This is a genomic window from Vibrio hepatarius (genome assembly GCF_018860525.1).
Taxonomy (GTDB): domain Bacteria; phylum Pseudomonadota; class Gammaproteobacteria; order Enterobacterales; family Vibrionaceae; genus Vibrio; species Vibrio hepatarius_B.
Window position 1 is genome coordinate 1 of sequence record NZ_JAHKPM010000057.1, and the last position, 5,391, is coordinate 5,391.

Below are 5,391 nucleotides of genomic sequence, written 5' to 3' on the forward strand. Positions count from 1 at the left end.
CTAAGCGGAGAAGAGCCCTATAAGTATGGAAAATCACTTAATTGGGTACTCAGTCTTGATGGTGCGATCACCAAATGAAAAAGCGCAGTAGATAACGTTATTGCTATTGAGGGAAGGCGTTCAGAATATTTCACAAAGCAACAAAGCAACAAAGCACAATTAATTGAGAATAACCAACAATAATCGGATAAGTGTGTTACCTTAGATTTTCTCCCTCCTGCTTAGTTGGGACTTCTTTTCTTTATCGAACTCACACCTCGACACTCCTTAGTTGACCTTCTAAGCCTCACTACAAGGCTTTAATTATGTCAATTTCAACGAAAAAGTTAAAAAACATCTTCCAAATTTCTGAAATCGAAGATAATGGAATCAACAATACATCAATATATATCACTCCTGGGGTGCCACTTACTCAGGAAATGAAACCGATTACCCCCTCGGCGATTGTATATTGTGAAAGCAACTTTGGTAAAATTGATGGTAAGACAGCCAATGGATTGGTTAGACATTCACAAAATTACCGTATCCTATCTGTTATTGATAGTGAACTTTCAGGTTTAGATTCTGGAGAAGTTCTTGATAACAAAAAGAATGGCATACCTATCGTTGCGAATATCGAAGAAGCTATAATTCAAGCGGAAAGCATTCCCGACTATTTCATTTTTGGTATTGCTCCATCAAATGGGTTTTTATCTGATTTAGACAAAAGCATTATTTTAAATGCCATGTCTCTAAAAATGAATATCGTCAATGGGTTACATGAGTTCTTAACCGACGACTCTTTATTTTTGACCGCCTGTGAAGAAAATAATGTTCGAATTATAGATATTCGCAAACCAAAAAGTAAAGAAAAATTGCAAACATTCAGTGGTAAAATACACAATGTGGAGTGCCCAAGAATTGCTGTTCTGGGAACAGATTGTGCGCTAGGAAAACGAACCACTGCAACAATATTGGCTAATGAGTTAACTAAACAAGGCCTTAATGTTGTCATGATTGCCACCGGCCAAACTGGCATTATGCAAGGCGCACGATACTGCGTTGCACTGGATGCTGTCCCTTCCCAATTTTGCGCTGGTGAATTGGAATCTATTATTGTGCAGGCGTATGAAGAAGAGAACCCAGATATCATTATTATTGAAGGTCAAGGAGCTTTAAGTCACCCTGCCTATTCGACTAGTGCCTCTATCTTACGTGGCAGTTGTCCTACAGGAGTCATCTTACAACATGCCCCTAAACGCCGGCACCGTACTGATTATCCTCACTGGCCAACCCCTTCGATTGCATCAGAAATCAATCTTATTGAGACATTTTCAGATACTTCAGTGATCGGACTAACACTCAACCATGAAGGAATGTCTTTGGATGAGATACTTAGTACTATTGATAGCTATAGCACTGAATTTGGTATACCGGTTACTGACGCTTTATTGCAACCTACGGAACACCTTCTACAAATAGTAAGCTCAGCTTTTCCTGAAATAAAGAGTAAATTGGTAAAAAAAGGGTGAGGTACCCTAGGTTAGACATCGATTGTAGTAAAATTCATCACAATGCTAAGTCCCTTATTCATAAGCTTTCAAAGAAAAATATATCAGTTACGCCTGTAACAAAAGTATTCTTAGGTCATCCTGTAATAGTTCAAGTCCTACTCGATGCAGGCGCACCAATGGTGGCAGATTCAAGAGTCGAAAATATCCAGAAAATAACAGATTCTTGTATCCCTGTTTCCAAAATGTTGATACGCACGCCAATGTTGAGTCAAGTATCGAGCGTGATAAAGCATTGTGATATAAGCCTGAATTCTGAAATTAAAGTGATTCGGAAGCTTTCGAAAGTAGCTAAACAAAAAAATATCCATCATAAGATCATTATTATGGTTGAGCTTGGTGATCTCAGAGAAGGAGTAATGCCAAATCGTGTTATTGGCTTTATCCATCAAATCATATCCTTACCAAACATTATAATAAAAGGCATTGGTGCGAACCTAGCCTGTCGATATGGTGTCGCTCCCGACCATAAAAATATGGCGCTTCTTTCTGGCTTAGCAAATGAAATTGAAGAAAAATTTGGGCTACACCTTGATATCATTTCAGGGGGAAATTCTGCTTCAATTAATTGGGCGCTTCACCAAACTGGTGAAACTCGTGTAAACAACCTTCGTATAGGAGAAGCCATTTTTTTAGGTTGTGACCCTTTAGAACAAGAAAAAATAGAAGGCTTACATACGGATGCAATCTCTTTGACCGCTGAAGTGATTGAATCCAAAATTAAGCCAACTTTACCGTGGGGGAAGAGAGGTTCAAATGCTTTTGGTTATAAGGAAAACATTCAAGACAGAGGTACAGTATCACAGGCTATTCTTGCATTAGGCCGTCAAGATGTTTGTGTCACTGGACTTAAAGTGCCGAAAGAGATAAAGGTCATATCATCAACCAGCGATCATCTACTCCTTGAAACCTCAGGTAGGTCATTATTCGTAGGAGAAAAGATTTCATTTAATTTAGATTACAGCGCTCTTTTGGCCTCTATGTCATCATGTTATATCCATAAATACTTCAATACTTAGCTGAACGAACCACAGTCAACTTTAGTAACAATATCGAAATAGATGATTTAATTGAGCTTTGGGTTTCTTATCGATCACCACATTAGGCCAAAACCAAATTGAGAAATTTGAAACCCTTAACTTTACCTCTCTTGCTAAAATTTTAAATTAAATGGTGGTCAATCCAATGGATGTAAGCGAATACGAATTTTTTAATACCTTAAATGACGTATTTTTGCTGAAGTATGACCAACTCACTCCTTGGGAAAAAAACTTCATTACAAATTTAAACCATAAAGTCGTAACTAGACAACCCATCTCAAATAAACAAAAACAGCTTGTTTTGAAAATTTCCAATAAATTCGATAAATCAAAGAAACAAAGAATCTGTTAAGATTTTATTTCAACATGTGCGGAGTATTTCAGTTCAAGCTTGAAAATATCTTGCACGCATTAGGAAATCTTAGTCTAACTGAGATAGTAAGAAATGTTATGAGTAAGAACTCTAAGAAGAAAAGGGGCGTGCGACGTGAAGTCGTATGAAGCGCTGTTCACCGCTTAATGTGTGAACCATCTGTATCACCAGATGAACCTAGGACTCTGAATAAAGTAGCGAGTCTGACAATGTAACGAAGATTGGTCATGCACTAATCGGGATCTAAATCGTGAGAGGACGATCCTCCTGATAACCACAATTGGGTGAGTGCTAGGTAGTCAGTATGATGAACATAAGTGAACCTGCGTAAGGGGCGTTATCCTTGCAAACAGCGGAAGTGGTTAACACGCTGTAGCCAAAAGGCACGAGAGTTGGAAAGAGATTGCCCCATGCTCTTTCGTGATCGTTGAACTCTCCGCTCCATAGCAGGCATCTACCCTGACATTGCGCGACATACGGAACACGGTAAGCCTGTATCACTCCCTATGGGAAAGCCGATGTGGCCGATAGTGATGCAGGTATAGGAGGTTGGAAAAAGCGAAAGCTGCATTGTAACAATGCAGATACAGATCTTTATCTGGTCACGAAAGTGAGCCCACTTCCGACTGGTCTCCCGTTGCGAGATAATTTGAAGAACTTTATTCAAGGAGAAATGCAAATGATGATTTCAAAAGAAGTTAGTGCCTCTCCTTACAGCGCTCAATGGCAGTCAATCGACTGGAAATCCGTTGAGTCGCATGTATTCAAGCTTCAGATGCGTATCGCAAAGGCAACTAGAGAAGGTAAACACGGCAAAGCGAAAGCCTTGCAATGGATACTCTCTCATTCTCGCTCAGCAAAACTTCTTGCTGTTAAGCGGGTATCACAAAACAAAGGCAGTAAAACGCCAGGAATAGACGGTGTCATCTGGAACACGGATACGCGCCGTATGAAAGCAGTCAATCAATTGAGCAGAAAAGCTTATCAAGCCAAACCGCTCAAGCGCATCTACATCCCCAAGAAAAACGGTAAGCTCAGACCACTTGGTATCCCGTGCATGGTCGACAGAGCGCAGCAAGCGCTTCATCTTCTTGCACTAGAGCCAGTATCAGAAACACTTGCCGACCCTAACAGCTACGGTTTTAGACCAAGGCGAAGCACTGCTGACGCAATCGGCCAGTGTTTTATCTGCTTAAGTCAGAAACGGTCAGCACAATGGGTTCTTGAAGGTGATATCAAAGCCTGTTTCTACAAAATCGGGCATCAATGGCTGATGGACAATGTTGCCGTTGACAAGCGTATGTTGGGACAATGGCTAAAGTCTGGCTTTGTAGACAAAGGGCTATTTTACGACACCGATGAAGGTACGCCTCAAGGTGGAATTATATCCCCAACCTTGATGTTAATGACTCTTGCAGGACTTGAGCAACGCATAAAGTCTACTGCACTCAAAAAGGGTGCTAGAGCCAACTTTATTGGATACGCCGACGATTTCGTCGTCACCTGTGCTTCAAAGGAAGTGCTAGAGAACGATATCAAACCGTTGATTGCTGATTTCTTAGCAGAAAGAGGCTTAACACTCTCCGAAGAGAAAACGCACATTACTCATATCAACGATGGCTTTGACTTTCTTGGGTTCAACCATAGGAAGTACAAAGGGAAACTGCTCATTAAACCGAGTAAATCCAACACACTGCTGTTCTTGAGTAACTTGCGCAACCTCATCAAAAAGCACGCAACTATCCCAGTTAACGATTTAATCAAGTTGATAAATCCGAAACTCAGAGGCTGGTCGAATTACTATCGACACTGCGTGGCTAAACAGGTATTCGGATATGTGGGTCACAAGCTATTCCATACGTTATGGCACTGGGCTAAAAGGCGTCATCCAACAAAGTCTAAAACTTGGATCGCCCTAAAATACTTCATCAACCGAAAAGGCCAGTGGCAGTTTCACGGTTGGCAGAAGATCATGGATATGGATTGCCAGTTCAATCTCTTCCAAATAGCCAAAGTGCCAATAGAAAGGCATGTGAAAATCCGAAGTGCAGTGACACCATTTGACCCGCAATACCAAGAATACTTGGTTAAAAGGAAGTCCAAAAGGCTAACTCGTAACTCTTGGAACGAACCTGCTCCGACTGCTTTATAAGTTGCTGGGTATCATTTGATGCCTTTGTGGAGGCTTGAGCCTAGTGCAGTGAAAGTTGCACGCTGGGTTCTTAGGGAGACGGCACTTGGTAACAAGTGTCGTCCACCCGACATTTTCGTGTTTCATCCACAGTCAGTATTCCTCTGGACAAAAATGTTTCATTGGCTGTACTAAATTATTAAAACATGGATCACTCTTAGTATCGGAAATACACGCGTAGCTGCGCCAGAATTTCTTATCCACTACAAGAGAATATGGCTCTTCTCCGGTTAGGTG

4 protein-coding genes are annotated in these 5,391 nt (G+C 40.9%); all 4 read left to right on the top strand.

All coding sequences use genetic code 11. From position 1 onward, the window contains the following. The first annotated feature begins 305 nt into the window (after positions 1 to 305). Complete coding sequence (locus KO511_RS16605) at positions 306 to 1,511, top strand: DUF1611 domain-containing protein (protein ID WP_215988527.1); 1,206 nt, start codon at positions 306 to 308, stop codon at positions 1,509 to 1,511. Next, positions 1,508 to 2,569: an alanine/ornithine racemase family PLP-dependent enzyme gene (locus KO511_RS16610; protein WP_215988528.1), complete on the top strand. Its 1,062-nt coding sequence runs from the start codon at positions 1,508 to 1,510 to the stop codon at positions 2,567 to 2,569. The genes KO511_RS16605 and KO511_RS16610 overlap by 4 nt, the downstream gene beginning before the upstream one ends. Positions 2,570 to 2,720: 151 nt before the next feature. Further along, positions 2,721 to 2,942 (top strand): hypothetical protein, encoded by a 222-nt coding sequence (locus KO511_RS22575; RefSeq protein ID WP_354668176.1) that lies wholly within the window; start codon positions 2,721 to 2,723, stop codon positions 2,940 to 2,942. Between the two features lie 700 nt (positions 2,943 to 3,642). Further along, entirely contained in the window at positions 3,643 to 5,115 is a 1,473-nt protein-coding gene (gene ltrA / locus KO511_RS16615; RefSeq protein ID WP_215988529.1) for a group II intron reverse transcriptase/maturase, read from the top strand. Positions 5,116 to 5,391: the final 276 nt, after the last annotated feature.